The sequence below is a fragment of the Nodosilinea sp. AN01ver1 genome (assembly GCF_050565655.1).
Classification (GTDB): Bacteria; Cyanobacteriota; Cyanobacteriia; order Phormidesmidales; family Phormidesmidaceae; genus Nodosilinea.
Genome location: NZ_JBNXVS010000010.1, coordinates 75,612 through 102,012, shown reverse-complemented (window position 1 = coordinate 102,012; position 26,401 = coordinate 75,612). Strand labels below are relative to the sequence as shown.

24 protein-coding genes are annotated in these 26,401 nt (G+C 56.4%); 9 read left to right on the top strand and 15 right to left on the bottom strand.

The window, feature by feature from the left end; all coding sequences use genetic code 11:
* Positions 1–78 precede the first annotated feature (78 nt).
* From ACQ4N7_RS10785 to ACQ4N7_RS10765, 5 genes are all read left to right on the top strand, one after another.
* On the top strand, positions 79–762 hold the full coding sequence (locus ACQ4N7_RS10785; protein WP_430711605.1) for a zinc metallopeptidase: 684 nt from the start codon (positions 79–81) through the stop codon (positions 760–762).
* A gap of 138 nt (positions 763–900) precedes the next feature.
* A complete protein-coding gene (gene psb28, locus ACQ4N7_RS10780) occupies positions 901–1,302 on the top strand; it encodes a photosystem II reaction center protein Psb28 (protein WP_430711604.1) in 402 nt (133 codons plus the stop codon).
* A 50-nt stretch (positions 1,303–1,352) separates the two neighbouring features.
* Positions 1,353–2,273 (top strand): thylakoid membrane protein ThyD, encoded by a 921-nt coding sequence (gene thyD / locus ACQ4N7_RS10775; protein WP_430711603.1) that lies wholly within the window; start codon positions 1,353–1,355, stop codon positions 2,271–2,273.
* 38 nt (positions 2,274–2,311) lie between these two features.
* Positions 2,312–2,947: a pyridoxamine 5'-phosphate oxidase gene (pdxH, locus tag ACQ4N7_RS10770; protein WP_430711602.1), complete on the top strand. Its 636-nt coding sequence runs from the start codon at positions 2,312–2,314 to the stop codon at positions 2,945–2,947.
* A 280-nt stretch (positions 2,948–3,227) separates the two neighbouring features.
* The gene (locus ACQ4N7_RS10765; protein WP_430711601.1) at positions 3,228–3,956 is read left to right on the top strand and encodes a toll/interleukin-1 receptor domain-containing protein; all 729 of its coding nucleotides are present in this window, start codon (positions 3,228–3,230) and stop codon (positions 3,954–3,956) included.
* A gap of 250 nt (positions 3,957–4,206) precedes the next feature.
* On the opposite strand, the gene ACQ4N7_RS10760 is transcribed toward ACQ4N7_RS10765, so the two are convergent.
* Together ACQ4N7_RS10760 and ACQ4N7_RS10755 are read right to left on the bottom strand one after the other, a co-directional pair.
* Positions 4,207–4,710, bottom strand: coding sequence for a hypothetical protein (locus ACQ4N7_RS10760; protein ID WP_430711600.1), 504 nt, complete (start codon positions 4,708–4,710; stop codon positions 4,207–4,209).
* The gene (locus ACQ4N7_RS10755) at positions 4,703–6,112 is read right to left on the bottom strand and encodes a TldD/PmbA family protein (protein ID WP_430711599.1); all 1,410 of its coding nucleotides are present in this window, start codon (positions 6,110–6,112) and stop codon (positions 4,703–4,705) included. The genes ACQ4N7_RS10760 and ACQ4N7_RS10755 overlap by 8 nt, the downstream gene beginning before the upstream one ends.
* Positions 6,113–6,182: 70 nt before the next feature.
* Here ACQ4N7_RS10755 and ACQ4N7_RS10750 point away from each other — a divergent pair, with 70 nt between their 5' ends.
* Positions 6,183–6,764 carry a DUF3611 family protein gene (locus ACQ4N7_RS10750; protein ID WP_430711598.1) on the top strand — a complete coding sequence of 194 codons (582 nt, stop codon included), beginning with the start codon at positions 6,183–6,185 and terminating at the stop codon, positions 6,762–6,764.
* A gap of 77 nt (positions 6,765–6,841) precedes the next feature.
* Here ACQ4N7_RS10750 and fabG read toward each other — a convergent pair whose 3' ends face one another.
* From fabG to ACQ4N7_RS10715, 7 genes are all read right to left on the bottom strand, one after another.
* Positions 6,842–7,600, bottom strand: coding sequence for a 3-oxoacyl-[acyl-carrier-protein] reductase (gene fabG / locus ACQ4N7_RS10745; protein WP_430711597.1), 759 nt, complete (start codon positions 7,598–7,600; stop codon positions 6,842–6,844).
* A gap of 133 nt (positions 7,601–7,733) precedes the next feature.
* Positions 7,734–8,315, bottom strand: a complete 582-nt coding sequence (locus ACQ4N7_RS10740) for a prepilin-type N-terminal cleavage/methylation domain-containing protein (RefSeq protein WP_430711596.1) — start codon at positions 8,313–8,315, stop codon at positions 7,734–7,736.
* Between the two features lie 58 nt (positions 8,316–8,373).
* Positions 8,374–9,348 (bottom strand): prepilin-type N-terminal cleavage/methylation domain-containing protein, encoded by a 975-nt coding sequence (locus ACQ4N7_RS10735; protein WP_430711595.1) that lies wholly within the window; start codon positions 9,346–9,348, stop codon positions 8,374–8,376.
* A gap of 48 nt (positions 9,349–9,396) precedes the next feature.
* A complete protein-coding gene (locus ACQ4N7_RS10730; RefSeq protein WP_430711594.1) occupies positions 9,397–10,077 on the bottom strand; it encodes a prepilin-type N-terminal cleavage/methylation domain-containing protein in 681 nt (226 codons plus the stop codon).
* A gap of 41 nt (positions 10,078–10,118) precedes the next feature.
* Entirely contained in the window at positions 10,119–14,987 is a 4,869-nt protein-coding gene (gene hpsA / locus ACQ4N7_RS10725) for a hormogonium polysaccharide biosynthesis protein HpsA (protein WP_430711593.1), read from the bottom strand.
* Between the two features lie 470 nt (positions 14,988–15,457).
* Positions 15,458–15,955: a hypothetical protein gene (locus tag ACQ4N7_RS10720; RefSeq protein ID WP_430711592.1), complete on the bottom strand. Its 498-nt coding sequence runs from the start codon at positions 15,953–15,955 to the stop codon at positions 15,458–15,460.
* Between the two features lie 85 nt (positions 15,956–16,040).
* Entirely contained in the window at positions 16,041–17,237 is a 1,197-nt protein-coding gene (locus ACQ4N7_RS10715; RefSeq protein ID WP_430711591.1) for a Coenzyme F420 hydrogenase/dehydrogenase, beta subunit C-terminal domain, read from the bottom strand.
* 205 nt (positions 17,238–17,442) lie between these two features.
* On the opposite strand from ACQ4N7_RS10715, the gene ACQ4N7_RS10710 reads away from it, so the two are divergent.
* Positions 17,443–19,617 (top strand): protein kinase domain-containing protein, encoded by a 2,175-nt coding sequence (locus tag ACQ4N7_RS10710; RefSeq protein WP_430711661.1) that lies wholly within the window; start codon positions 17,443–17,445, stop codon positions 19,615–19,617.
* Positions 19,618–19,733: 116 nt separating this feature from the next.
* Here ACQ4N7_RS10710 and ACQ4N7_RS10705 read toward each other — a convergent pair whose 3' ends face one another.
* The 6 genes from ACQ4N7_RS10705 to gvpA all read right to left on the bottom strand — a co-directional run bounded on the left by ACQ4N7_RS10705 (position 19,734) and on the right by gvpA (position 24,024).
* Positions 19,734–20,204, bottom strand: coding sequence for a gas vesicle protein K (locus tag ACQ4N7_RS10705; RefSeq protein WP_430711590.1), 471 nt, complete (start codon positions 20,202–20,204; stop codon positions 19,734–19,736).
* 64 nt (positions 20,205–20,268) lie between these two features.
* Positions 20,269–20,475: a hypothetical protein gene (locus ACQ4N7_RS10700; RefSeq protein ID WP_430711589.1), complete on the bottom strand. Its 207-nt coding sequence runs from the start codon at positions 20,473–20,475 to the stop codon at positions 20,269–20,271.
* A gap of 91 nt (positions 20,476–20,566) precedes the next feature.
* A complete protein-coding gene (locus tag ACQ4N7_RS10695) occupies positions 20,567–20,884 on the bottom strand; it encodes a gas vesicle protein (RefSeq protein ID WP_430711660.1) in 318 nt (105 codons plus the stop codon).
* A 45-nt stretch (positions 20,885–20,929) separates the two neighbouring features.
* Complete coding sequence (gvpN, locus tag ACQ4N7_RS10690; RefSeq protein WP_430711588.1) at positions 20,930–22,303, bottom strand: gas vesicle protein GvpN; 1,374 nt, start codon at positions 22,301–22,303, stop codon at positions 20,930–20,932.
* Positions 22,300–23,529, bottom strand: a complete 1,230-nt coding sequence (locus ACQ4N7_RS10685) for a hypothetical protein (RefSeq protein ID WP_430711587.1) — start codon at positions 23,527–23,529, stop codon at positions 22,300–22,302. Before ACQ4N7_RS10685 ends, gvpN begins: the two co-directional genes overlap by 4 nt.
* A 276-nt stretch (positions 23,530–23,805) precedes the next feature.
* A complete protein-coding gene (gvpA, locus tag ACQ4N7_RS10680; RefSeq protein ID WP_017300094.1) occupies positions 23,806–24,024 on the bottom strand; it encodes a gas vesicle structural protein GvpA in 219 nt (72 codons plus the stop codon).
* Between the two features lie 302 nt (positions 24,025–24,326).
* Here gvpA and ACQ4N7_RS10675 point away from each other — a divergent pair, with 302 nt between their 5' ends.
* Both ACQ4N7_RS10675 and ACQ4N7_RS10670 read left to right on the top strand, forming a co-directional pair.
* Positions 24,327–24,797 carry a tetratricopeptide repeat protein gene (locus ACQ4N7_RS10675; RefSeq protein ID WP_430711586.1) on the top strand — a complete coding sequence of 157 codons (471 nt, stop codon included), beginning with the start codon at positions 24,327–24,329 and terminating at the stop codon, positions 24,795–24,797.
* A 176-nt stretch (positions 24,798–24,973) separates the two neighbouring features.
* Positions 24,974–26,323 (top strand): glutamine synthetase family protein, encoded by a 1,350-nt coding sequence (locus tag ACQ4N7_RS10670; RefSeq protein ID WP_430711585.1) that lies wholly within the window; start codon positions 24,974–24,976, stop codon positions 26,321–26,323.
* Positions 26,324–26,401: the final 78 nt, after the last annotated feature.

Sequence of the window (26,401 nt, the reverse complement as noted above, 5' to 3'; positions counted from 1 at the left end):
CTTAGAGAATTCTTATAGTCGGCCTGTTATCATTCGCAGCATGGTTTCGCTAGTTAACCCTTCATTCTGTTTCAGGTCATGTTCTTCGACCCTATTTACATCCTGCTGGTTGCTATTCCCACAGCGGTTCTAACCTTTTGGGCGCAGAGTAAGGTCAAAGGCACCTACCGCAAATACTCACAAGTTCAGTCCAACATGGGCATGACGGGAGCCCAGGTGGCTCAAACTATTCTGGCCAAAAAGGGCGTGCGCGGTATCAAAGTCGAGCCTGTAGCGGGTGAACTGACCGACCACTACGATCCCAGCGCCAAAGCGGTACGACTCTCCCAGGGCATCTACGGCTCCGGGTCGCTGGCGGCGGCGGCGGTGGCGGCCCACGAGTGCGGCCACGTGCTGCAAGATGTAGAAGGCTACAAGTTTATGAACCTGCGGGCGGCGCTGGTGCCAGCGGTGAATTTGGGCTCTCGGCTTGGCCCCATCCTGATTATGGCCGGGCTAATTCTCAACGTTTTGAACCTGGCCTGGCTGGGGGTAATTTTCTTTGCCGCCGTGCTGCTGTTTCACGTGGTAACCCTGCCGGTCGAGTTCGATGCCTCACGCCGCGCCCTGCGGCTGGTCGACGAACTGGGCATTTTGCAGGGCGAAGAGAATAAGGGAGCGCGGGCCGTGCTGAGCGCGGCGGCTCTAACCTACGTAGCGACCGCTTTTACGGCATTTCTCAACCTGCTGTACTACATCATGTTAATCAACCGGCGTCGCTAGGGGCCGTCATCAACTGGCCTCCGAAGGTTCAGAAAACAACGGTTACAGACCCAACCTGTTTTTAAGGTCGGGCGGGGCAATCCTGATAGGATCAGGACTATAGCCAGAATTGATGACACGCCCTGGCTCCGTGCTGCCATGACTGCGCCGTCACCCGCTCCCTCGCCAACCGTTGAGTTTTACGAAGGGATTGCCGAAACCATCGACAATATTAGCCTCAGGCGCGATCAGGCGACGGGCGATCGCATTGTGCTGCTGACCTTCAATCAGCTGCGGGCGATCGAGCAGTTTCAGAGTTTTCGCAGTCGGTTTGCCAAGGCCCTCAAGCTGGTGGATGAGGAAGGCGCGATCGCCATTGAGCCCGAGGGCATTAAGTTTATTTTTGGTGGCCCCGAGGGCGACGACCTGCAGCGGGTAGAGTGCAAGCTAGTCATCGATCGCGACGATCACTGGGATCGCCTGATGCGCTTTATGCAGCGCTATGCCCAGGCAAACGGCATGGCCTATGGTGAATCGCCCCAGGCAGATGGTTTATCCTAGACCAAGCCCACCGCTATGGCAGGGTTTTGTTTACCCAGAATCAGGTGCCCATGAAAATTGCAATTACTGGAGCCACAGGTTTCGTCGGCAGTCGCCTGGTAGAACGGCTCCAGGCCGACGGCCATAGCGTGGTGGTGCTCACCCGCAGCGTTGAGCATGGTCGTCACGTCTTTCCCGCCGCCAATTTCCCCAACGTTGAGGTCGTGGGCTACAGCCCGCTCGAGTCGGGCGAGTGGCAAACGGGCCTGTTCTCAGGCTGCGATGGCGTGGTAAACCTGGCCGGAGCACCAATTTCAGAGCGCTGGAGCGACGAACACAAGCAGGCCATTCTCGACAGCCGCCAGATCGGCACCCAAAAGCTGGTTGAAGCCCTGGCCCAGGCCGACCCAAAGCCGACAGTATGGGTCAACGCCTCGGCTATCGGCTACTACGGCACCAGCGAAACCGCCACCTTTGACGAAACCAGCACCCCGATCGAAAACGACTTTCTCTCTCAGGTGTGCCAGGCCTGGGAAGGGGCGGCTCAGTCGGTTAAAGACTACGGCACTCGCCTGGTGATTTTGCGCTTTGGCATTGTGCTGGGCATGGGCGGAGCGGTGGCCAAAATGCTGACCCCCTTTCGCATGTTTGCGGGCGGCCCCATCGGCAGCGGTCAACAGTGGTTTTCCTGGATTCACCGCGACGATGTTGTCAACTTGATTCTGAAAGCCCTGCAAGATCCGCAAATGGAGGGGGTTTACAACGCCACCGCGCCGAACCCTGTGCGCATGGGTGAGTTCTGCAAAACCCTCGGCAAAGTGCTCAATCGTCCCTCCTGGTTGCCGGTGCCCGACTTTGTGCTGGAGGCGATTTTGGGCGATGGGGCCCAGGTCGTTCTGGAGGGACAGCAGGTGCTGCCCAAGCGCACTGAGGCCAGCGGGTTCACCTACCACTACAACCAGGTGAAAGCCGCCCTCGAAGATATCGTTTGAGCTTAAGTGTTACTCCTTGAAATGAACTAAAGCACGCCATGGATATTGGTGAACTGCGTCGCGACTATACCCAGCGAGGGCTGGATGCCAGCGACCTTGACCCCGACCCCTATGCCCAGTTTGAGCTGTGGTTTCAGCAGGCCCGTGACGCTGAGCTGCTAGAGCCCAATGCCCTGGTGCTATCGACAGTATCGGCGGAGGGGGCACCCTACCAGCGCACGGTGCTGCTCAAGTATTTCGATCGCGATGGCTTTGTTTTTTTCACCAACTACGGCAGCCGCAAGGCCCAGCACATGGCGGCCAATGCCCAGGTTTCGATGCTGTTTCCGTGGTACCCATTAGAGCGACAGCTGGCGATCGCGGGTACCGCCAGCAAAATTTCGGCAGCAGAGTCGCTCCGGTACTTTTCGTCGCGCCCTCGCGGCAGCCAGATTGGGGCCTGGGTGTCGCAGCAGAGCAGCATTATTTCCTCGCGGCAGCTGCTAGAGATGCAGTTCGAGAAAATGAAGGAGAAGTTTCTCAATCAGGAGGTGCCCCTGCCCGACTTTTGGGGCGGCTACCGAGTCAAGCCCACCAGCTTTGAGTTTTGGCAGGGGCGACCCAGCCGCTTGCACGATCGCTTTTTATACAGCTTTGACCAGGGGGAATGGAAAATTTCCCGGCTATCGCCTTGAATGTTGGAACTAACCCTATACAAAAAACTCAGCAGACTCTTCTCTAAAGAGAGGATACGAAGCCGAAAATCTGTTATTTTTTGCCTCTGAGTTCATTTGCCGTACCAGTAAAAGCCACTGCCATAAAATGTTTAGCAAATTGTCAGATATATAACTTATCTTAGCAACTCAAGAGGAGAGAATTAACTAAGACGGTTCAGCTGTCGATCTCTAGATTCAGCTTTCTGCTTTAAGCAAAAGCCTTGCCTGTTTTACTGATCAATTCTATATCAATAAGAGGATGAGCAAACGCGGAAGGATTTTTATTTCGTATAGACGAGCTGATAGCCTCTCCGAGAGTGGACGAATTTACGATTGCTTGTCCTCAGAGTTTGGCGAGAATTATGTATACAAAGATGTTCATTCTATTTCAGCCGGGTCAGATTACAGAAAACACATAAAAGATGCCCTTAAGAAATGTGATATTTTGATAGTTATCATAGGTAAAAGCTGGCTAACCGTAATGGAGGCGGATGAGCAAACGCGACGATTAGATAATCCGGAAGACTGGGTTAGACTTGAAATAGAAACAGCTCTAAAGCGCAAAATAGTTATTATTCCCGTTCTTGTGGGCGGAGCAAGTCTACCTAAAGCTCATGAGTTGCCTAAGAGCTTAAAAGATATCACGTACTTAAACAGTGTTTGGATTCGTGAGGATCGAGATTTTCGCAATGATATAGACTATTTAGTTGAAAGCATTAAGGATCATTTTTCTAAGCGAAATCTTGCCGTCGGAAACTCTCAAAAGACTGAAAGAAATCAGAACACAGAAGTGGTTCAGGTCGCTTTTCGACTGCCCAGAATAAAAAAGAAAAGCGATATATCTCAGGGAGATAGAATAGCCTGTTTTGTATTTACTGTTTTAGCTTTCGCTTTTCCAGCAGTTGCCTCTAATATTGTTAGTGCCATGTTTGGCTGTGTTTTTCTTGCCATGATCGCAGTTACATGTATCTACCGATTAGAAAAATAAAGCCAAAATGTAGCAATCAGGATTGATTTATACAGGTAGGACGGGCATCTGATCGGTGTAGGCAAAATGCCTTCCTACAGGTTTTCGCGATTTACAGAAATAATCGTCATCGCTACAATGTAGGCCAGTTTAAATTGACCACCAGGTCAAACCCACCAGCTTTGAGCCCTAGCAGGGACAACCCAAGCGTCCTTAGAATCGCTTTCTATGCAATCTAGATGCGAAAGAGTGGGAATTTTCTCGTCACTCCCTAAGCCAGCAGGCTAAAGTCTACCCGCTCGTAGATATCCATCATCGGCAGGCGAGCATCGGTAATCGCCAACTCCACCACCGAGTCAAGACCAGTCTGCGCCGTCATGCCCCACAGGTGTTCCTCGGCTCGATAAAATTGCTCAACCCGCGGCTCAGTCTGGTGCACGAATACATAGGCCTGTAGGTAGGGAATAGCTCGGCAGTAGCGAAAAATACTTTCCCGCTCGGGCAGCGTAGTCGCCTCTGGACCGTAGCCAGGGGTAGGATTGGCCAGAATCTCAAACATGACGCAGGGGTTGAGCACGCGATCGTCCTGGCCGTTGTGCAGCAGCGGCTCTCCCGCCACTACTATCAAATCAGGGTAGATGCCTTTACTCCGCTCTGGCAGCCACACCTGCACCCCTCGAGGCAGCACCTCGTAAAGACTGTGGCCGCAGGTGACATCCATCAGGCGCATCAGGTTGCGCAAAATGCGGCCCTGGTTAACCGAGCCGTTACTCATACCAGTCTTCGGCTTCGCCCCCTACAACCACGTTGCGAATCCGCAGGCTGGGGCCGCCACAGCCTACCGGCAGCCCATTTTGCCCACCCTTGCCGCAGCCGCCCGATTCATCCCAGTAAAAGTCGTCACCGATCGCCTCGATATCGGCCAGAGTGCGAAACACGTTGCCCGACAGAGTGACATCGCGCACGGGCTCGGCAAGCTGCCCATTGCGAATCATCCAGGCTTCCCCAGCCGTAAAGGTAAACATTTCGCCGTTGGTCATGCCCTCTAGCCAGTTGCGGGCATAAACCCCTTCTTTGATATCAGCCAATAGATCATTAACCGGAGTGGTGCCGCGCTCAATCCAGGTGTTGGTCATGCGCACCAGGGGCGAGTAGTGATAGTTGAGGCAGCGGGCGTTGCCGGTGGGCTGCTCGCCCAGCTTACCTGCCGTCTCGCGAGAGTGCAGCCGACCCACCAGCACCCCATCCTGAATCAGCTGGGTGGTGGTAGCAGGGGTGCCTTCGTCGTCGTAAAAATAGCTGCCGCGATGGCCCTCTGGGGCTGCCCCGTCGAAAATTTGCAGACCGCTGGGGCCAAATCGGCGTCCCATACTCATCGATTCCAGTAGGTCGGGGTTCTCGTAGGCCATATCGGCCTCCGAAAGGTGACCAAAGGCCTCGTGCACAAACAGCCCAGACAAAATGGGGTCAATCACCACGTCATAGGCCGCTCCCCGCACCGGGGGCAGCTCCAGCGCCGCCACAGCCCGCTGAGCCGCTCCCATTACCTGGGTATCCAAATTCTCCAGGTCCTCGTAGGCTTTGCGTGAGCCAGTCGTTTCGCGCCCGGTTTGTACGGTATCGCCATCGCGGGCGGTAGCGGCAAACCGCATTTCCATATCTGACCAGGCCTGATCGATCAACGTACCTTCGGAGGTGGCTAGCAGCACCCGTTGTGCGACATCGGTGTAGCGTACGGAGGTGGTAGCAATGCGATTATCTACGCTCTGGAGTAGGTCAGCGTAGTGGCTACACAGTGCTTTTTTGCGGGCTAACGGAATAAAGCGTGGGTCACTACCCGTCAGGGGTAGGCGACGGGCAACTTGCACGGGGTCAATGGGAGCCAGCAGGGTTTCATCATGGCCGACCAGACGAGCGGCTGCTACAGCCGCCTCCACGCAGGGAGCCAAACTCTCTAGGTCGTTAAAGCTGGCAAAGCCCCAGCCGCCTCTATAGCAGGCTCGCACATGACCACCGATCGCGATCGCCTCGCTGAGGGTCTCGGCCTGCCCGCCCCGCAAAAAAATATCGGTGCCCTCTGACTGCTCCAGGCGAATCGCCAGGTAGTCTACCTGCCCGCCCCAGCGATCGCACAGTTCCTGCATTCGGGTCTTAGCCTGATCAATCGCCTCTGTCATGCCCTAAAACCCCCGACGCTTTACCCAAATGTATCATTCAGAAGCCCCTGCCCAGGCTAAGATCACAGGTATGACTACAGACTTCGACTACACCCTACCTCCCGCCGTGCGGCGCATCTCAGGCTCCTTTCGCCTGGTAGGCTGGATCAGCTTTTGGACGCAAGTGGTGCTGGCCGCCATCTCTAGCCTGGTGTTGATGTTTGCCCTGGTAAATTTGGGGGCGCGATCGGGCCAAAACAGTAACCCTGGCACTGGCGTCGGGCTACTGTTAGCGGCCCTCGGCCTGGTAGCGGTTTATCTCAGCGCCTTTTGGGCCTTTCGCTACACTCGCTTAGGGCGGCGGCTGCGCAGCCGTGACACCGCCAAGCGCCCCAGCCCCAAAGATGCCCTCCAGACCCTACGGCTAGGCACCGTCATCAGCATGGCAGGCATGTTGGTAACCCTGTTTGGTAGCCAGGCGCTGATTGGGTCACTGTTGGGCAAGGCTCTGGCTCAGCCTCAAGGGGGTACAGTGTTTGTGCCCGGCAACGTAGGGCAGTACGTCGAAGCGTTCGATATTTTTGTCGTGCAGGCCAACACCAACACGCTGCTGGCCCACTTTGTGTCGCTGGCTGCCACGCTCTGGCTGCTGCGCACCGTCAACCGCGCGTAGGAAAAACCGGATTTCTACTCTTGCTGTTACCGGCCAATAGCGCCGCTGACCCAGAAACCCAGTTTCTTAAAGCATCGCTAAGCCATCACCATGCCGCCATCGACGTTAAAGACCTGCCCAGTGATGTAGGCCGCCGCCGGATCTGCCGCCAGAAATCGCACCATACCGGCAATATCTTCAGGCTGGCCAAACCGCCCTAGGGGAATGAACTTGAGAATGTCTTCGGTGTTGTTGAGCTCGCCGGTCATATCGGTTTCAATGAAACCGGGAGCAACCGCATTGGCCGTTACCCCCCGACTGGCCAGTTCTTTAGCCACAGTTTTAGTAAAGCCGATCACTCCAGCCTTAGCGGCGCTGTAGTTAGCCTGCCCAGGGTTACCCATCTGCCCGGCTACCGATGCGATATTAATAATGCGGCCCGATCGCTGCTTCAGCATAATTTTGGCTACAGCGCGGGTACACAAAAACACACCAGTCAGGTTGAGGTCAATCACGGCCTGCCAGTCTTCGGGCTTCATGCGCAGCAGCAACGTATCGCGGGTAATGCCGGCATTGTTGACTAAAATATCGACCCGGCCGAATTTCTCCAGGGTACCAGCGATCAGCGCATCCACCTGATCTGCCTTGGAGACATCGGCTTGAATCGCTACAGCACTGCCACCACCCTTCGCTATTTCGGCCACCACCTCATCGGCAGCAGCGCTAGAGCGGGCATAATTGACAACGACTTGAGCACCAGCAGCAGCAAGCGCTATTGCCACCGCTCGACCGATGCCGCGTGACGCCCCCGTAACGACAGCAACCTGGCCCTCTAAAGATGGGGATGATGCGCTCATAGGGTCACCTCGCTCAGCAAAACGTGCCCATTGTTTTTATCACAAAATGGGGGCCAGGCGAGAGTGGGCAGCCGCAGCGCCGCGAGTTTCACTGCTTGAGAATTTGCCTGCGTATGCAACAGTTTAGTCTCAGCTAGTTAAGGCCAACTCTGGGGTTGTCGCACTCGGTATTGTTGGCGGTTTTGAGACTGCCCAGCAGATTAGCCACAATTACACACTGCTGAATTGTGCCTGGGCCGCCACTAATAGTAATTACAAAGGGGAGCCTAGTTCTATCGGTAGGTAAGCCCTGGTGGTTGAAGGCGATACTGTTTACCGCCGTGTTTTTGGTACCGTTTGGCAGTACCGTATATGCGCTCAGCGTAATTTGCCCTGTTCGGCTAGCTTCTCCCCCGAGCACCTGCTCCCTACCGTTAAATACCGAGCTGCCGCTACTAAAATCTAACGAGCCAATTCTGAGGGTGGGTGGGGTACCCGGAGTTGTAACAACCTCTATCTGTCTAGCCTGTCGCAGTTGGATAGCATCTTGCTGGGCGTTTTTAACGGCTTGAATAACGTCGCTGCGTACGGCGATCGCCCGCTGACGGCTGGAAAAGGCAAACCAACTCGGCGCTGCGATCGCAGCTAAGACCGCAGCGATCACCACCACTACCAGCAGCTCGATTAGGGTAAACCCTGCTTCAGACTGTTTAGCCGACGTGCTCAGGCGTTTCATAGCAGGCACCAAAGTAAAACAACTCAATTTGAACTAACCTCAAAACGCACCCAAGCGGCTACAGCCCAGGCTGCTTGTCTAGCACACCCCGAATCAACACCTCAGACCTCAGCGTGGGCAATCTGCCAGCTTGTGAAAAGGTACCAAGAGCAGGATTCTCAGTATCAGCATTGCCCCGCAAAAACACAATTAGCGTTTGGTTGCTGCCCACAGTTAAACTGGCATCGTCAGGGTTAGCTTGCGTAGTATCTTGCAGTACGCAGGCATAAAAGTTGTTGGCATTAGCTGGAGTTTGCAGATAGCCGACTGGACAGAGGCCAGTCGTGGTTGCCCCTGGGTCGCTATTATCGACAAAGTCGGTAAGTACCGACCGGTTGCCTTCGGGAGTCCCTGTTCCCTTAGTCCAGTTTTGAAAATTATTAGTGCTTCCTGTCGGTTCTGCATAGCCGGGTGTGATGGGTAGGCTAGTTGCCCCAATTGCAGTGTATTTAGGTAGCTCGTAGCGCACAATTCTAGATTTGCCACCCCAAATGTCGTTGCCGGTATTTTGTTGCTGAGCATAGATTACCAGGGTGTAGTAGCTCTGACGAAGCTTCAATGTGTTGCATTCACTCAGTCTGCTCGCAAAAGCCGTAGAACAGCTGCTATTAAAAAAAGCTCTCACGTTTGCATTGTTGGGGTCTAGCGGGTCTAGCCGCCAAAAGGCCAGCACTGGCACTTCAGTAGCTCTGGGAAAGTTAGTCCCTAACTGGCCAATAACCGCAGCAGGGCTTGAGTAGATATAGACAGCTTCACCAGCGTCGCGGGTAATGTAGTCGATCGCGCGACGCATATCTTGCTGAGTTTGAGTGAGGACTTCTTCTCGGCGGTTGATTTTTAGCAGCTCAACCACCAGAAAGAGCATAGTGCCAACAATGAGCGACCCCACTACGATCGCAACCAGCAGTTCAACCAGGGTAAAGCCACGCTGCCCGGTTCGTTTAGCCCGTAGTAGCCAAGCAAGCATTGAGTTCATAGCGGCTTCTTTAGCCATAGGGTGTCACCCTCAAGAGACGATTGTAGATCGCACGATTCGTTGCAGCTAGTTACAGCCGGTAGGTACCGAAGCTGTGGCATTGATATGCTGAATGTACTGGCAGAGAGACGTACCCCCCTCACCTACCGTGACATTTGTGTAGAGCGCAACTAGGGGGCGTCGGCCCCGCTGCCCTACACCGTTGACCATACGTAAAGCAGCGGGGTTTTTGTCTAAGTTACCGGTGCCGTTTAGGACGGCATCGTAGTCATACACGCGCACGCCCATGCCAAAGGTAACGGGCACACTGCCTACAAACCTGCCCGGCGTCCGGTAGACCTGCACCGCAAACTGGTTGCCATTGAGGTTTGCGGTGCGAGTTTGAAAGGCCGTCGTGGGTGCAGCTACAGGGGCACCGTAAGCTGGACCTGCGACCTCAGCCACCCTAGTATCTGGGTTGGTGCCTGTAATAGGTGCTGAGGGAGGCAGGTTAAAGGTGTTGGCCTCAGACCGCTCGACGAGTAGGCGCACCCGGTCAATTTCAGACTGAGCCAGCTCTAGGGCCTGCTCGGCCTTTTGGCTTTGTACCCGAGTGGCTACCGAAATAACCAGGGCGGGGGCAATGGCGCTGCTAACCAGACCCACAATAATAATGGCGACTAGACATTCAATCAGGGTAAGGCCCTGCTGCCCCTGGGCTGGGGAGCACCCCCCAGCCTGGTAGTAGCGTTTGAGACGGTTAATCATCGTGCGGTCTCCCGGTATGACAGTGCGAGGGCAGTGGTTAATTAGGCTCTTGTACAGAGATTGGGCATCAACCTTGCACCAGCGGCATTCCTTGCGCAGCGCAGATTGACGATGTAAGGATCGTCGGCGGGCAGCTCGCGGTAGTACTCACTGCGGGGGGTGCCAATGCTGACAAAGCGACGGGCAGCTGGGGCAGGAGGCACATAGAGCAGCGCCACATCGTAACCCCAGCGACGGCTAGGAGGCTTGTAATAGCCCAATGCCTCGTCGGTGGGAGGCAGAGCGGCACTTGGGTGCCAGAGGTCATGCTCGAAGGGGCCAGTAGCATTGGTCGAAAAGTTGAGTTGAATCAACGACCCGGCAATGTGTAGCTCAACATTGTCATTCCAATCCTCCAAAAAGCGTAAGAAGTTGTGAAGGCCACCGTAGCCCTGCTGGGGTCTTTGAGGGACTAAGCCACTAACAAAGGTGCCGTTGACAAAGGTTTCGGTAGCGCGCTGTGTGTTTCGATGTCTCTCAGAGGTTGCTGTAGAGAAATTAGTCCAATCACTATTGCTGTTGTACACACTATAGAAAGGCTGGATTGGTGAACCAGTCGTCATGTTGCTGCGGTAGTAGGTGCCGTTGCGGTCAACCCACACCGGAGCGCCTGTAGCTGCACTCTCACGCACCCAGTTCGTTTGGTCAGCCGTCAGGGTAGGGCGATTTTGGTTCATGTAAGACGAATTAGCACCCCCTGCGCTTGCAGGCCTAGCTTTGGTAAAGGTGTCTTCTACAGCACCGTCTTTAAAGCTGCCCGAGAGAACGGTAATGGCATCGGCCAAAATCTCTACGGGTCGCCAGTGGTCTGAGGTCAGTGTGGCAAAGGTGCCGGTATTGAGCTCGTTAGCAGTTCGATTGTTGTAGAAGGGCAGGCCAAAAGCGGCGGCAGGGGTCTTGTCGTAGAGGGTATCCGTAAACTCCTCAATGATGTTGTCAACTCCTCCAGTGGTGCTGTGGGGGTTGAAATCGCCCTGAATGTAGACGCTGTTGTCGGTGACAAAGGTCATCCCTACCCGGCGAGCAAAGGCAGTGCCGCTAAAGTCGGCTGGGTTGCCGCTAAAGGTGCGGAGCCTAAAGCCATGCGCTCGGCGTTCTGGGTCGGCAAAAAAGTCTACAGGTTTGAGACTAATTAATTCTGTCGTTAAAGGAGGATCCTGAAAGACAGGAGTTGTACCAGGCTCAACCCGCATGTGGCAGGTTTGTTGGGTTTCGATATTGAATCGTACGGGACCAGAGCCGTCTTGGTTTTGGCAATAGGCAGCAGTGACGGTGGCAGTCGCGTTCTTAGGCCGCGTAATTTCGTCTTCTCGCACGGCGTCTTCTCTAAAGGCAAAGACCACGCCCTCACCCCTATTGTCTGGGTTGGCCGAGAGCCAGAAGTCGCCACCAGAAGTAGTACGCCTGGTAAGCGCTTCAATGTCAATGTCGAGCACCCGAGCATTCAACTGCTCGCGACCGTTGTAGACACCTTTATCTAGGAAGGGAACCCGAATGACCGCGCCACTAGGGCCAAGAATTTTGAAGGCTTGAGCCTGATCGCTGATGTTGGCGGTTGTGGGTGCCCCAGTAGTACTGGCAGCAGGTATAGTCCAGGTGCTAGCAGTAGCCGAGGCGGGCACCGCTGCAAGGTTGTCGACATCTGCGACGGGGTCAGTGCCAGAGCCTACTCGGCGGAAAATAACGGTGGTGGAGCCAGGAGGATTAACTGCCCTTACATACGGGTTAGTGATGTACTCCTCAGCACCCTGGGGGATAGGGAAAACAGTGCCATCGGGTTGCTGGGTGCGGCCATCGCCATCGAGGTCGTGGTTGACCAAGGGAAACAGGTAGTACAGCGACGGATGGCGAACAGCCATGACTGTAGATTGGCTACAGCCAATGTAACCAAAGACCGCGACGTCATCTCCTCCTCCAGATCCCCCAGCAACTGTTTTGCTATAGAAGTTGGGGTCGCACCGCAGTTTAAATTTGGCGTCGTAGTTGGGAAGTTGAATGGGGGCTGTGTAGCCAGTTGTACCATCCCAGTTTACAAAATTTCCTGGAGCAGTTGAAGGACTAAGGGAGGTCGCTGGCAATCCTTGTCTAAAGCCAAGTTCGCGATCGCGAATAGTGCTAGTGAGAAAATCAATCTTTTCAGCGAAATTAGCAATTAACGTGACTTCAGCAGGGGTGGCGGTGGTAGCATCGCTGCTGAGAATTTTAATCCAGTCTTCGCGGGTGTACTCGGCGAAGTATTCGCCAAAATCACACTCTCTTTGATAGCCTGCGGCATCGGTAAAGCCAGTTTCACAAGCGGCATTGTCGATGTTGTTATCTACCCAAGGCCTGCTTTTGCCCAAAATGGCAAACAGCTCAGAAACCCTTAAACCTGCCCTAATTAAAGGGTCGTTAGAGGTAGACGACATGTAATTGCTGATGCGCATCACCGCGTTGCGCATGTTGGAACCAATATTTTGGAAGTTAAAGCCAGGATTGTCTGCCAGGGCGCGCGCTTCTAGAATGTCGCTCTGGATGTTGTAGGCCAGCAAGCTGACGGTGCAGGCGGCGCTGTGCAGAGTCGCTTTATCAGCGGGGCTAAGGTTGGCATAGGTAACGGCTGGAGACGCATCGAGATATTCAGCAAAGACGCGGCGCAGCGGGGAGAAGTCGCCCCACATGTTGAGATAGGGGGCCGGATGCACCTCAGAACCAACGGCACCAGCTACATCCTGCACTGGCTTAAACGAGGGAGCACCGCCCTTGGGGTCGCCCGCGAAATAAGCCAGGTTTCTGAGGGCGTTGCCCAGAGGTTCGCCAGAGGCAATAGCCCCAGCGAATTCGCTTTCGGTGTTGTAGGCTTCAGGGAACTTAAACTCCCAGCCGTTGGTACCCGTACCGGTTAAGAAATCGGCTCGCAGGCGTGTGGTAGCGGTGGGGTAGTTGGCAAAGGTGCGGCTGTTGAGAATGGTCTGAGCTGTGCCAGGGTGCGCCGTTGAGGCAACACAGGCCGCGGGAAAGGTGCCATCGTTGATTTGGTAGTGGTAAACCACCATGCCTTGTACAGCAGCCAGATTGTCGCGCAGAGCTTTGCGCTGAAGGTACTCGTGGGATAGACCAAACCGGTTATCGGCGGCGGGTCTCACTTTTGCGGGGTAGAGAGGGTCGGCCCCGTTATCAGCCGTGAGGGCAGCACCCACAGGGCTAGAATTCCAGACGTTGGCGTTGCCAAGCTCTAGACGCTGGCCCACAATTAGTCGCATACCAGTTTTAATGGCCTGGCGCTCCCAGTAGCCGTCGAGGCCATTGTCGGTATCGGTGAGTCGCCCCAGACCGGTAATGCGATCGCCAATAGTAGCCGCATTATTGGTGACGTCTAGGGTGGTGTCGCGGCTGTCGTAGCGGGGTTTTGGCCCCCAGCGGTTGTCGGCTCGGTAGAAGTCGTCCACAAAGGGGCGCGCTACCTGATCATTGATAATGCGTTCCCGAGTTTTGAAGCCGTTTGCATTGTTTGCATCCCAGTTGGGGTCACGCTGCCAAGCAGACGGGTTGATGTGCTCAGTGACATCTCGCGTAAACAGGGCCAGCGGGTTCATGGCAACATCCGAAGGCCGCACGTTGTTATCTGAGCCACTCGTTCTGACAGAGTCGTTGTTATTGCCGAGGGTAAGGTCAATTTTGGCGGCCACCCCAGCGCCGTTCCAGACGTGGATGATAGAAGGGCTGCCACTGGTGGTGTTGTCAAACCGCATGGTGCCTCTAACGGCCTGTCCCTGAAACTCTTGCTGACCGTTGACGACGGTACCTGGTACACCTCTATCGTCGCCGTTGAGGTCAACCTCAGACAGTGAAATCTCAGAGGCTTCCTGGCTGTAAAGGCAGGAATTGTGGGAACTGATCATGTGCGATCTGTAGCCATCCCCCGCACCAGTACCGCTGCCGGCAAAGGTAAAGAAGTTGCCATCGGTGTGCATGGCCCCGTTCCAGTTAAATTCTGGACCAGGGGAAACATCTAGGTCGTAGCGGAACCAGGCTCCCCACTTGTTGGCCCGGGCGGCAGTGCGAGACTGCTGAAACTCTAGAGTTTCAAAGGTGCGGTTGGCGTCGTTGAGGTTGGCGACAAAGGCGTTGACCTGAAAGTTCTTTTGTAGGGTAGAGTTGTTGCCCTGCTGCACGACCTGCCAGCCGCCTTCTGCCAGCGCACCCGCGCAGGCCGCGCTAGCTTCGGTAGTAGCCAGCGGCCCGGTGCGGGTTACCAGGGCATCGGCCTTGGCCTGGTTTACGGGGCCATCCACACGAACGGTAGTAGCGGCTTTTGGCCCCGCTTCGTCGACCAGAATGGAGTAGACAACTAACTCGTTGCTGGCGACCGTACCATCGCCATTGAGGTCAATGTTGAACGACCAGGCGTTGTCTAGCTCGCCATCGCCGTTGATATCAACCCGGGTTTCATCGGGCAGGGTGTAGGGGTCATTGGCACCTGGCAGGCGCGTAACTCGGCCTGTATAACCCGCATAGGTGTTGGTAATAAGCATGAGGTCAGCCAGAATGTCGCTGGCAGGCACCCCACTGGGAAAGCGGTTATCGGTTTGGAACAAAAACTCAATTTTGGCCTTAGCTCGGTCGACAGCAGGCGTTGCCGCGTTAGAGATAACCTGCTGCTCGCGCTGGGAGATGGCCATATCGCTACGGGTAAAGGAGCGATAGGTGAGCGCAGTAGCGGTGAGTACCACCATCAGCACCAGTAGCACCGTAGTCGGCAAGACAAAACCCGACCGGGCTAAGCGGGCCGGTCGGTTGGCTAAAAGCACAAGTTGTAGCAGCCCGGTAACCAATCGCTTAACTGCTGCTTGAGGAAGCCGCAAAGCTTGTCGTAGTAGATGACGACTCATGTTTCTAAGACCAACGTGCCAAACAACAAAACCGATAACTCGCGCGGGTAAGGCCCAAATGGGAGGCATTAGCCTTACAGCAACAGCAAAGTAGACCTAAAACGATTAGCCATTGCCCGGTGAGGACAACTGGACAAGAGAGGGAAACGAGGGTACTCCACTAGCCGATATAAAGGCCAGCAAACGTCATGGGCACTTCTACGGAAGCGACAGGCGTTTACTGACTAAAATACCCAGCTATTGTAACGGAGCGATCAGAGTTGTAAAGTCGCTTGACTTACCCCTGCGATCGCTGGTTATCGTTTTAACCTCACTCCAAGAGGGCTGAAGGAGAAAGAATAAGCCTAGGGGGTGTGCACCTCAGGCTTCTATCTTATTGAGAACTTCACAGTCTGTACTGAGTATTTTCTCGATACTTAATCGAAATTGAGTAACTTTTTTATGCTCGTACAGGCTAGATACTGAGATCGCTAGTGCTCTACGCCAGCAATATCGGCCAGTGCATGGGCGTAGGCTTCTAGGCCCTTTCTGAGTTGACTGAGTTCTTGGCGCAGGGTGGGCTCTAGCTCCCATCCCTTTTCATGGGCAACGGCGCTGACACCCTGGGGCCTTTGGGCTTCCCACTCCTGCAAAATCGGGTGCCACTTAGACATGAAGGGGCGCAGGCCGTTGTTGAGGACAGCGATCGCAATGCCCCCCACCGACTCTTTAGAGGCTCCCACTTTGGGGCCAGCGGTGCGCAAAATCTCTCGGGTAGAGCCAAACAGGCTGTAGAGCGAGTTGAGCGCTTCCCTTACCAAACCGGCATCGGCGTCGAGGGGCTGCACGGCAACGCGAGTGACCAGCTCAATGTAAAGCTCCCAGGCGGCAGCGCGCTCGGTGGTATCGGGCTTCCACTTGGCCCCGCCAATACCCCAGGGCAAATTTACGGAGACCTCTGTAAGCTGAACCGCATCAAATTTGGTCATGGGGGCGGGGAGAATGTTTGGCCCTCATTATATAGGGTTCAAGCTGGGGGACGCTGCGATCGCAGCATCCATTTTCTTGTCGTCCCTAATCAGGCAGCTTGTACTGACTGACGATGCGCTTGGCAAACTCTGGCACGTGGGCGGCCAGCTTTTGCGGGTAGTTGCGCTTGACGTACAGGTAGTTGCGGGTGAAGTGGGAATCGATGGAAAAGCGGGCGTACTCTAGCCCCTTGGGGCCGATGCGCTCGATCACCACACCCATTAGCTTGGCCGCCCACATGGGCAGAGTCACGGCCTTGTCGTAGGCGGGAATACTCTGCTGCACGGCGGCCTTGCGATCGCCCTGCGACATCACCGGCTGGGTATCGAGCTGATCCATCACAGTATCGAGCATGGTTTGGCCGCGATCGTTGCGCACCACGATCCACTGCCAGCCAAAGGGAGCCCCCATATAGCCCACCACCAGGTCGGCCAGCCCATTCACGTAGTCAAAACAGCTCATGCAAGAGGGGGCAAACACATCCTTGAGCTGGTTGGTCTTGAGGCCAAAGAAAGGCACCGTTTCGGTGGAGCCGTCTGAGTGTTTGAAATGCACCCGAAAGTCCTGCATAAACTCGTAGTGGACTACCGTATCGGGCGAGCGGCTGGTGGTTTCGAGAAATTTTTGCAGGCCTGCCCGGCTGACGTTGTCGACGCAAGGGGTACCCAGCACGTAGAGCTGCTCCAGGCCCAGCTGCTTTTCGATCGCCCGCAGCGCCTGAATTTGGCAACCGACGCCAATTACCAGCAGCCGCTTCATGCCCGACTGCTCAACTTGCTCCAGCACCGACAGGTTGGGCGACAGCGTGGGCTTGTTAACCCGCGCCGCCAGAATTTCCTCAGGGGTAGTAGCGAGAATGGGCTGGGGCTGAAAGCGATCGCTCTCGGTATTTTGCACGCACACCACCCCTTCAACTAGGCCCCGGGTCAGCATTTCGATCGCGATCGTGCTGACAATGCCCGTCCACTGGGCTCCCTCAATGGGCTGCTGCTTGCGGGCAGCCATCATGTCCTGGTGAACGCCGAAGTAAACCTCATCGTCGGTTTCCAGATCGCGGCTGCGCCCGTGGCTCTGCTGCTCCAGGGTCGGAAACTGCTGATTGAGAAAGGCACAGGCCTCTTTGACGTAGTGGATGTAGTAGGTATCGCAAAAGCCGCACTCGCTACAGAGTTCTTTGGCCGGGCGAGTGGCTCCTGGGCGCAGGGCTTTGGCTTTGTTGTGGGGAGGCTGGGCCAGGGTCATAGGGGCGGCAGCGCATTGCTCAATTAACGACTGTTCTTCACGATACCGCAAGGGTTTGGGCGGATTGGCGCGATCGCCCTAAATGTTACGAAATATAGCGTTGTCAACGCAGCAGCAAAATCCCCCTTCTCCGTCCGATTGCAGGTTAAATGGAAGTAAGCATAAGCAAAAACTATGCCTCTGCATCCCTGGGTTTACCGTTGTGATGATCTGCTGTCTCAATCCCCACTGTACCCAGCCCAATCACGCGACCCTGGCTGCGGTTTGTCCCACCTGCGGCACCCCCCTAGAGCACCGGCTGAGGGGCCGCTATCGCCCGCTAAAGCTGATCGGGCGGGGAGGGTTTGGGCGCACCTACTTTGCTCTCGACGCCGATCGCCTCAACAGCCGCTGCGTGATCAAGCAGTTTGCGCCTCAAACCCAGGGCACCAAGTCATTTCTAAAAGCCGTGCAGCTGTTTGAGCAAGAAGCCGTGCGACTGCACGAGCTGGGGGAGCACCCCCAAATTCCCACCCTGCTGGCCTACTTTGAGCAAAACAAGTACCTGTACCTGGTGCAGCAGATGGTGCAGGGCCGCACGCTGCACCAGGAAATTGCGGTCCAGGCCGCCTACAGCGAAAGCAGCCTGCGCCAGCTGCTCGAAGATTTGCTGCCGGTGCTGCACTTTATTCACCAGCACGGCGTCATTCACCGCGACATTACGCCCTCCAACATCATTCGCCGCAAGGTTGACCAAAAGCCCGTGCTAATTGACTTTGGCGTGGCCAAGCAGTTTAGCGAAGCCATTCGCTACGAGCCAGGTACTCGCATTGGCACCGAGGGCTACGCCCCCATCGAACAGCTGCGCAGTGGTCAGGCTTACCCCTCCAGCGATCTCTACAGTCTGGGAGCCACCTGCCTTCATCTGCTAACCGGCTGCAAGCCCGAAGACCTCTACAGCCCCCAGGAAGGTCGCTGGCTGTGGCAAGAGTACCTGCAACACCAGGGACGCACCATTAACCCCGGTCTGGCCGCCGTGCTCAACTGCATGACTAAAGATTTGGTCAGCGAGCGCTACCAAACCGCCCAGGACGTGCTGGATGACCTGCAACGGCTGCCCAAACTGGAGGGCACCGTGCCGGGCTGGGTTTCAAACCAGTCAGGTTCGAGCCTGTTTGCGGGGCTAGATCGCCCGCCTCTGAGCGGGCCAGGGCAATCCGCTGGCTTGGCCATGCCCATTACATCGCTGCCGCCACCTGCGGAGAGAGCAGGGCCAACGTCAAAACCGATCTCACAATCCGGTTCAGAGCCAGCCTCCAAACCGGTTTTAGACTCTGTGCCGAGCCGTCCGGTGAGCCAAACCCCTTCCAGCCCGCAGGTAAGCAAACCGTCTTCCAGTTCCCCGGCAGCCACTCCTAATTCTGGTACGTCTAGCACTCAACCCAGCAGTTCTAGATCACCTAATTCTGGTACGCCTAATTCTGGAGTGCCTAGCTCGGGGCCTGCCACAGGTGGGGGCTGGCAGCTGGTGCAGACTCTCGCAGGCCACCAATCATGGGTAACGACTGTCGCCTTTAGCGCTCAGCAGTCTGTGCTGGTCAGCGGCAGCCTCGACGACACACTGCGCATTTGGAATTGGCAGTCGGGAGATTTGCTGCACTCGCTCAAAGGCCATGCCCGAGGGGTAAACGATGTCGCGATCGACAGGCGTGGTCAGCTGCTGGTGAGCTGTGGCGACGATGCCACCATCAAAGTCTGGAGCCTGGGCGATGGTACCCTGCGGCACATACTTAAGGGACATCTGCGGGATGTCACCGCGATCGCGATCGGCAGCAGTAATCTGCTATCCAGCGCCAGCGAAGACGGCACCCTCAAGCTGTGGAGCCTGAGCCAGGGCACTTTGATCAAAACCCTGCCCGGCTCGGCGGGAATGCTCAAAACCGTAGCCCTAACCGATGCCGACCAGCGCCTGGTTAGCGGCGGTTTCGACAATACCGTACGGCTGTGGAATGCCCAAACAGCACAGGCGTTAAAAGTCTTTTCGGGCCACACTAATACCGTTAATCAGGTGGCGGTCAGCCCCGATGGTGGCATCATCGCCAGCGCCAGCAAAGACCGCACGGTGCGCCTGTGGAATGTCGCGACCGGAGCCCTGCTGCACACCCTACAGGGACACACCCAGGAGGTGAACACGGTGGCCTTTTTCCCCGACGGCAAGCGGCTGGTCAGCGGCAGCAGCGACGGCACCCTGCGGCTGTGGAGCAGCCAAAGCGGCACGCTAAAAGAGACCCTGTGGGCTCACATCAACCCAGTGCATCAGGTGGCCGTACAAACCAATGGCAAGCTGATGGCCAGCGCCAGCGCCGACAAAACCATCAAGCTGTGGCAGTGGCAGGGTTAGCAGAGCCGCCTGCGAATTTGCTTAAAAAATAGCCGCTCCCTGAGCGGAGTCGATGGGAACGGCTATGGCTGTTTTGATTGTTGGGGGTGCTGCACTAGCGGTATGAACGATTAGGATTAGATCGGCTTTGACGTCAGCACCAGCCGCAGCTTGGCATGAATGAGGTTGAGCTGTGCCAGGCCCAGGTCAACATCGCCTTCAACGACGACCCCTGTATCTAGCAGGCGATCGAGCAGCTCTAGAATGGTGGGATTCTGGTTTTTGGCCCCAGGGTAGTAGCTGCCTTCCTTAGGCAACAGCGTGCCAATTTCTCCCAGGTCGATATTGAGATCGGCGGGGTCAACATCAAAGATTTCGCACATATTCACAACCTGCTCTTCCAGCTTGCGCAGGCTGTCAGCCGCTCGTTCCAGATCCTCATCCCCGAGATCGCCCGATTCCATGCGGCGAATAACCTGGGCCTCCATGAGCTGACGCACCAGCTCAATCACAGTGAGCAGCAGGGGCGCTAGGCCCGCGTCGGTTTTGGCGGGGGGCTGTAGCGCCAGGCTGGGCAATAGGTCTGGCTCGACGTTTTCGGGGGTCATAGCCACAGTCTAGTGCATCTCAGAGCTTGCATTTTTGGGCTGGCAATTCTGGCGGTTAAGGGGGCTAGGGGCGATTTCTCCACTGCTGCTGAAGCCACTGGCGGCGGGCTTCTTCGGCCTGGGCACGGCTCTGGTGGTGACCCATGCGCCCTTGGTCAGCCCAGCGAGGGTGATTGCCCTGACTACGGCTGGGGGCCGAGCGAAAGCTGGCAATCGTGCGGCTGGTGGCAATCTGACGTAGGGTGCGGAGCGTCAACATAGCGGTTCTCATAGCGTGCAGAGTGAATGGCAAAGCCCCGAGTTCCAATGAAACCCGAGGTTTTAGCCTAATTTGAAAGATGCCGGATTGACCTGGCGATGGCCTAGCTAACGGATTCAGCGGGGCGCAGAGTTTTTAGTTCAGCCTCTAGACTCTCAAGCCGAGTTTGAAGCTGTTGATTGGCCTCTAGCAGCTCGTTGGTGCGGCTGCTCAGGTAGGGATCGCTTTCCCACCAGTTGATGCCGATTTCGCGGGCCTTATCGACCGATGAAATGATCAGGCGAATGCGAATGCTCAGCAGTTCGGTAGACCCAACCGAAACTGAGATATCGCCAGCGATCACGATACCCTTGTCGAGCACTCGCTCAATCACATCCACCAGGGATGATCCCTGGGTAGCGGTAGCCATACTTCGACCCATTGGGGGACGGGTGGGGGCGGGGGCGGTGGAAGTAGACACAGTCAATTATCTCCAGTGAGAACTTAGTTGATAGCCCTGTAGCTGGCCGTCGGTTTCCTGCTTTTCTACCAGACCTTGATCGAGCATGGATTTGAGGGCGTTGACCACCTGAAAGCGGTTTAGCCCCAGGGCAGCCTCAATTTTGACCAGGGACACCGTACCTGTAGCATCGAGGAAATCAAAAATACGGGTTTCAATGTCGTCGCTGGGGCTGTCCACCTTAGGGCTGGCTTCTACCTGGGTATCAGGCTGAGGTTCAGCTTCTGGAGCGTCGATTGTTGCCTCGTCGAGGGCGATCGCCTCGGGCTCCAATAAATTAGCAGGTACAGCGTCCGGTTCAGCTGCCGGGGCATCTTCCAGGATGGCTTCGGTAACGTCATCCAAACGGGGCACCTCCAGGGGCACGGGCACCGAATCTTCCTCTTCTTCACCGTGCAGACGAGCCGCAGGCTGAGTCTCGGGCTTGAGGGTGAGGTCGTTGACCAGGGTGGCCTGGGATACTACGAAGCGGTTAAACAAATTCCACAGGTGGCGAGTCGCCTCGGGCGTGGATTCTTTAGAGCGGGCCAGCAAAATATCGCCGCAGACATCGCGAAAGTCGGCATTTTCGGCCAGGGGCAAAATACCGTGGTCGTGGCAAATGGTCGCAATCATCAGGCTGGGGCGCAGGCTAGAGACCATGTCTGGCGCTGCCGACGACTGGAAGGCCTTGACGAGCTGCACAATCTGTAGTGCCGCAGAGCTATCAATGCCGACTTTTTGCACCAAAATTTGCTGCTGGGCCAGTTCGTCGGGCTCGGGCATGTTGATGGTGATCAGGCGGTCTTGCAGGGCGTCCTGAGTGCCATGAACGCCACAATACTCTTCAGGGTTAGAGGTGAGAATGGCGCGAAAGTGAGGGCTGACGCGAATGTACTCAGCCCGGTTGTTGCTGGGCGGCAGCACCAGCAGTTTTTCCTCAAGGGCCGAGAGCAGCACGTTATTGACCTCGGGGCGCGAGCGGTTGAACTCGTCGTACACCATGGTGAAGCCTTCGCGGCAGGCCAGGGTGAGGCGCGAGTCAGTCCAGTTCTGGCGCAGCTCGTCTTCTACCTTCACAACGCTGTGAATGTAGTTGTCGACCACTTTTTTGCGGGTGTAGCCCGACTGGTTGCCGATTAGGTCTGAGGTTTTGAACTCATCATCGCCAAACAGCAGCATGATTGGGCGGGCCAGCAGGTCGGCCAGGTGCAGAGCCAGGGTAGTTTTGCCGGTGCCAGCTGGGCCTTTGAGGTGGATGGAGTACCCCGATTGTAAATACCGCAGGGCTCTGAGAGTGGTTCGCTCCAGGGTGGGGGTAGAGACGAAGTTGCGGGGGCGGGCTTGTAGAACGGTGTTCACAGAACGGCTTCCTCTTGGACGAGATAGGTACGGTCTTGCTTAATCACGAGATCTTTTTGAACCAGCGATCGCAGCGCATCTACCGCCTGAAACCGGTTGATGCCTAGCTCCGTCTCAATTTCGCTGAGACGGGCACCCTGGGCTAGGTGCAGGTAGTTGTACACCACCTCTTCGAGGGAAGGGGTTTCGGGGGCAGGGGCTGAAACTGGGGCGGTGGAAACCGCCGCTGGAGCCGCTGGAGCGGTGACAGTAGCGACAGGCACAGCGCGCTCAGCCGCACGGACGGTCGCCGGAGCAGCTGGGGTCGCCGGAACCGTCGCTGGAGCGGTCGCCGGAGCCGGAACAGTAGCGACAGGAGGTTTTGACGGAGCCGTCGCTACCGCCTTAGGCGCAGGTTTGCTCGAAGCGATCGGACGGCTTGTGACCCTCGTGACTGCGGGCCGAGTGACTGCGGGCCGAGCGGCAGGCGTGGCGACAGGCTGAGCGGCTACTTTTCCACCCCATACGACGTGGGAAAGCTGGGCTCGCTGGGCCTGCAGCTGATGGCGAAAGTCAGCCAGTTCATCAAATATGGCATCGACAGAATCGGTCAGCGCCTGGCGATCGCTCTGGCGTTGGGCCTGGTTAACCACCGCCGCCTGCTGGCGCACTGCGGTCAGCTCTTTGAGCGTGACCTGCACCTGCACCTGCAAATCTTCAACGTAGGCCGTCAGCTGGGGCAGCAGTTCGGCTCGCACCATCGCCTGCTCCTGGCGGTAGCCAGCCAGATCGACCGCTGTTTTAGCCTGAATCTCAGCCACCTGCTGCTGCACCCGGCGCAGCTCCTGGGCAATTTCTAAGCGCAAATCGCTCACCGTATTTTGGAGAACCTGGCAATCGTGCTCAAGCTTTTGCCGCACTTCGGCAGCGCTCAGCTTGCGATCGGCCTGGTAATGGGCTAGCAGCACCTCTGTATCGACCTGGAGCTGCTGAATGTAGTCTTGGCGAGCCTGCTGCCGAGGCAAAATCTGGGCCTCGCGATCGACGGTAGTTTGGGCCAGCCACAGGGCCGTGTTGGTGCGCAGGTCGGCCATGAGCTGATCGAGGTTTTGACGCAGCTGCACAGCGTGGGCCAGCCGGTCAGCCTGCCAGCGCTCCAGGTCAGTAAAAACCTGGTCGCGCCGACTAACTACCTCGCTCTGGCGCAGTTGTCGTGCGGCTTGCCACTGGTCATAAAGTGCTGTCACAGGACTGCTCTCCCTTGGGCGAAAATGAAACGTATTGAATATTGCGGAGAATCTTTTGAGTAAAAAAGAGAAGGAATAGCGTCAAAAAAAGAAGTTTTACCAGGCCTTGAATCTAATTATTCTTAAGCATTTGGCATCACTATGGAACGCTATCTTCAACCTTTTCGACGGCAAACTTGCAATTAACAGCCAGCCGGAATATTGACCCATTGGATCTATGGGGCAGCTAAACGAGGGTCAGACCTATAGTTCTACTGCCCCATAGGGTTGCATTTGCTAGGCAGCGGGTACGGCAGCTTGAGCAGTCAGGCCAACGGCCTCGGCGTACTTGAGGTAGGTGTCTACAGAAGCAATGACGACACGAGCTTCAATAGCCAGCAGTTCAATACCAACCAGAGAAACACGAACCCAAGCATCTACAACGATGCCTTTGTCCAGAATGCGGTCAACAACTTCAGCCAAGCTAGAGGAAGAGTTTACTTTTTCAACAGCCATGATTTTGAACCCTTAAACAATTAATGTGCTCAATGAAACTGCAAGTATAGTTCCCTCAAATGCACCTCGCTGCTACTGCAAAGAAGCGGTAAAAACAGTCTCAGTACGTAGGGATTATGTCTTGCACAGTTGTAGTCTGCCCATCTGCTTAGAACAGCTCACAACTTTTGAAAAAACAGTTCATTTATTGTTACCCGTAGGGGTTTGAGCTGTAGCCCAAACGGCCCTAATGCCTTTGAGCAGCTAATTTCAGCCGAATGCTGGATAATAGAGGCGCAACGCTACAGCCAGGCTCAGGCATGATGGATGACTCAACGTTAGAAGTGCTGCTGCAAAGCCTGAAGCAAGATGACGAATATCAGCGGGAGTTGGCCACTGCCGCCCTCTGGCAGCGCTGGTTTTATCAAAAGGGAACGGTGGGCAACCAGCGGCTGCAAGATGCCCAAGCCCTGATAGACCAGGGCCAGAGCGATGCGGCAGAGGCGCTGCTATCGGCCCTGGTGGTCGAGCTGCCCGACTTTGCCGAAGCCTGGAACCGGCGAGCGGTGCTCTACTTTATGCAGCATCGCTACCTGGAGGCCAAGGCCGACTGCCAGCAGGTGATTGAGCTGGTGCCTTACCACTTTGGTGCGCTCCACGGGCTGGGGTTGTGCCATGCTGCCCTGGGAGAATACGAGGAAGCGATTCAGGCGTTTCGACGGGCTCTGGTGGTGCAGCCCTACGCGCTAGTTAACCAGCGGCTAATTTTGGAATGCACGGCTCAGCTAAGCTGAATGTCGTCGTTGGTCAGGGCGCTGGCTGACGGTAAGACTGGAGGGCCTACAGGTATCTCAGCCCGGGTTGGGACGTTATCTCGCCGCAGCCGTCACTTCAGGTATTCTGCTGTTGTCAGGTCTTAACCTAGACGGCGATGCTATATCTGATCAAACCTATCTCGTCAGAGCCTGCTATGCCTGAGAACACAGCCGCCATAATGGCCCGTTTACAAGAGAGCAACACTCGCTTTGTCCGGGTGGTGTGGTGTGATAACGGCAACGTCATTCGCGGTAAAGCCATTCATATGGATGCCCTGGGGCGGCAGCTGGAGAGGGGCGAGGCCTGCGCCGTAGGGCTTTCAGCAGCGCAGCAGGCGATTCCGGTGGTGGCGGATGGGGTGGCTCCCGGCAGCGGTTTGGGGCCGGTGGGAGAGGTGTGGCTGGTGCCTGACTGGAGCACGATTCAAAGCCTGCCCTATGCCCTTGGGCAAGCGCGGGTGATGGGCAGCATGGTCAAGGACGGCCAGCCCTGGCCCTGGTGCGCGCGTCAGTTTCTGCTCCGGATGGTGCAGCGGGCTACCGCCCAGGGGTTGACGATTAAGGCGGCGTTTGAGCCAGAGTTTTACCTGCTGCGTAAAGATGGGGAAAAAATTCTACCTGCGGATACCACGCCCTTTGCCGCCACGATGGCGATGGATGTGCATGGGGAGGTGATTGGGGCGATCGCCGCTGCTCTTAGCGATCAGGGACTCGCGGTGGAGCAGTACTATCCAGAGTCGGGGCCGGGGCAGCAGGAAATTTCGGTGCGCTACACCGACGCTCTAGCCGCCGCTGACCAGCACATTGTCTACCGCGAAACGGTCAAGGCTGTGGCCCAGCAGCACGGACTGTTGGCCTCCTTTGCACCAAAACTGTTTGAGGGTCAGGCGGGCAGCGGCTGTCATTTGCACCTGAGCCTTTGGCAGGGCGACCGCAACCTGGTTCCCGATGGTGCGGGCGGCCTGTCGGGTATCGCCAAGGCTTTTGCCGCCGGGCTGCTGCACCATCTGCCCGCGCTGGTGGCCATCACAGCGCCTAGCCCCAACTCCTACCGTCGCCTGCGCCCCCACTGCTGGAGCGGAGCCTACTGCACCTGGGGTATGGACAACCGAGAGGCGGCGCTGCGGGTGCCGAGCAATTTTGCTCAGCCCAGCCCCACCCACCTGGAGCTAAAGACCGTAGATGGAGCGGCTAACCCCTATCTGGCACTGGGGAGCGCGATCGCCGCTGGCCTGGACGGTATTACCCAAAACCATCCCCTGCCCGACCCGGTTCAGCAAGACCCAGGGGTGCTGTCGGAGGAGGAGAGGCGTGATCGCGGCATTGCCCTGCTGCCCCAATCTTTGACCGCAGCCCTGAGCGCCTTTGAGCAGGACACCGTACTGCTAGAGGCCTTGGGTAAACCGCTAGCGCAAACGCATCTGGCCGTGCGTCGGGCCGAACTGGCCGCCATGGAAGGCATGACCCTGGACGCCGAGGTGGAACTGCTGCGCGATCGCTACTAGCTGTTTCGCCGTAGACGCTTTGGCCATTCTCAACAACCTGAGTCTTACTGACTGCAAGGCCTCTGGCCCCAACTGGGG

Coding starts and splice junctions, on each gene's coding strand:
- ACQ4N7_RS10740 (WP_430711596.1), bottom strand. CDS start 8,315: ATGAAACGCCTGAGCACGTCGGCTAAACAGTCTGAAGCAGGGTTTACC.
- ACQ4N7_RS10670 (WP_430711585.1), top strand. CDS start 24,974: ATGCCTGAGAACACAGCCGCCATAATGGCCCGTTTACAAGAGAGCAAC.
- ACQ4N7_RS10785 (WP_430711605.1), top strand. CDS start 79: ATGTTCTTCGACCCTATTTACATCCTGCTGGTTGCTATTCCCACAGCG.
- ACQ4N7_RS10760 (WP_430711600.1), bottom strand. CDS start 4,710: ATGAGTAACGGCTCGGTTAACCAGGGCCGCATTTTGCGCAACCTGATG.
- pdxH (WP_430711602.1), top strand. CDS start 2,312: ATGGATATTGGTGAACTGCGTCGCGACTATACCCAGCGAGGGCTGGAT.
- ACQ4N7_RS10765 (WP_430711601.1), top strand. CDS start 3,228: ATGAGCAAACGCGGAAGGATTTTTATTTCGTATAGACGAGCTGATAGC.
- ACQ4N7_RS10755 (WP_430711599.1), bottom strand. CDS start 6,112: ATGACAGAGGCGATTGATCAGGCTAAGACCCGAATGCAGGAACTGTGC.
- ACQ4N7_RS10715 (WP_430711591.1), bottom strand. CDS start 17,237: ATGACCCTGGCCCAGCCTCCCCACAACAAAGCCAAAGCCCTGCGCCCA.
- ACQ4N7_RS10700 (WP_430711589.1), bottom strand. CDS start 20,475: ATGAGAACCGCTATGTTGACGCTCCGCACCCTACGTCAGATTGCCACC.
- fabG (WP_430711597.1), bottom strand. CDS start 7,600: ATGAGCGCATCATCCCCATCTTTAGAGGGCCAGGTTGCTGTCGTTACG.
- ACQ4N7_RS10735 (WP_430711595.1), bottom strand. CDS start 9,348: ATGGCTAAAGAAGCCGCTATGAACTCAATGCTTGCTTGGCTACTACGG.
- hpsA (WP_430711593.1), bottom strand. CDS start 14,987: ATGAGTCGTCATCTACTACGACAAGCTTTGCGGCTTCCTCAAGCAGCA.
- ACQ4N7_RS10720 (WP_430711592.1), bottom strand. CDS start 15,955: ATGACCAAATTTGATGCGGTTCAGCTTACAGAGGTCTCCGTAAATTTG.
- ACQ4N7_RS10710 (WP_430711661.1), top strand. CDS start 17,443: ATGATCTGCTGTCTCAATCCCCACTGTACCCAGCCCAATCACGCGACC.
- gvpA (WP_017300094.1), bottom strand. CDS start 24,024: ATGGCTGTTGAAAAAGTAAACTCTTCCTCTAGCTTGGCTGAAGTTGTT.
- ACQ4N7_RS10675 (WP_430711586.1), top strand. CDS start 24,327: ATGGATGACTCAACGTTAGAAGTGCTGCTGCAAAGCCTGAAGCAAGAT.
- ACQ4N7_RS10705 (WP_430711590.1), bottom strand. CDS start 20,204: ATGACCCCCGAAAACGTCGAGCCAGACCTATTGCCCAGCCTGGCGCTA.
- thyD (WP_430711603.1), top strand. CDS start 1,353: ATGAAAATTGCAATTACTGGAGCCACAGGTTTCGTCGGCAGTCGCCTG.
- ACQ4N7_RS10750 (WP_430711598.1), top strand. CDS start 6,183: ATGACTACAGACTTCGACTACACCCTACCTCCCGCCGTGCGGCGCATC.
- ACQ4N7_RS10695 (WP_430711660.1), bottom strand. CDS start 20,884: ATGGGTCGAAGTATGGCTACCGCTACCCAGGGATCATCCCTGGTGGAT.
- ACQ4N7_RS10730 (WP_430711594.1), bottom strand. CDS start 10,077: ATGATTAACCGTCTCAAACGCTACTACCAGGCTGGGGGGTGCTCCCCA.
- psb28 (WP_430711604.1), top strand. CDS start 901: ATGACTGCGCCGTCACCCGCTCCCTCGCCAACCGTTGAGTTTTACGAA.